Annotated in this window: 1 protein-coding gene; it reads left to right on the plus strand. The window is 68.2% G+C overall.

The window, feature by feature from the left end:
- Positions 1-70 precede the first annotated feature (70 nt).
- A partial coding sequence (locus ACU8YE_RS25320; RefSeq protein ID WP_446930332.1) for a peptide deformylase occupies positions 71-444 on the plus strand: 374 nt, incomplete at its 3' end.

Here is a 444-nt window from a genome sequence, read left to right on the forward strand (position 1 = left end):
AAGCCGAGGAACTCGGCATTCCGGTGCTGGACGAAGCAGGCATGCACACACTTCTGGAGGGCCACGCGCGATGATTCGCGAGATTCTGAAGATGGGCGATCCACGTTTGCTGGAAGTCGCCCGGCCGGTGGAGGCGTTCAACACGCCGGAGCTGCACGCGCTCGTCGCGGACATGTTCGAGACGATGCATCACGCGAACGGCGCGGGGCTCGCCGCGCCGCAGATCGGCGTCGGGTTGCAGGTGATCATCTTCGGCTTCGGCAGCAGCGAGCGCTACCCGGAGGCGCCGCCCGTGCCGGAGACGGTGCTCGTCAATCCGAGCATCGAGTACTTGCCGCCCGACCTGGAGGAGGGCTGGGAGGGCTGCCTGTCGGTGCCGGGGCTGCGCGGCGTCGTGAGCCGCTACCGGCGCGTGCGCTACAGCGGCTTCGACCAGTACGGCGC

Source organism: Ralstonia sp. VS2407, from assembly GCF_052950655.1.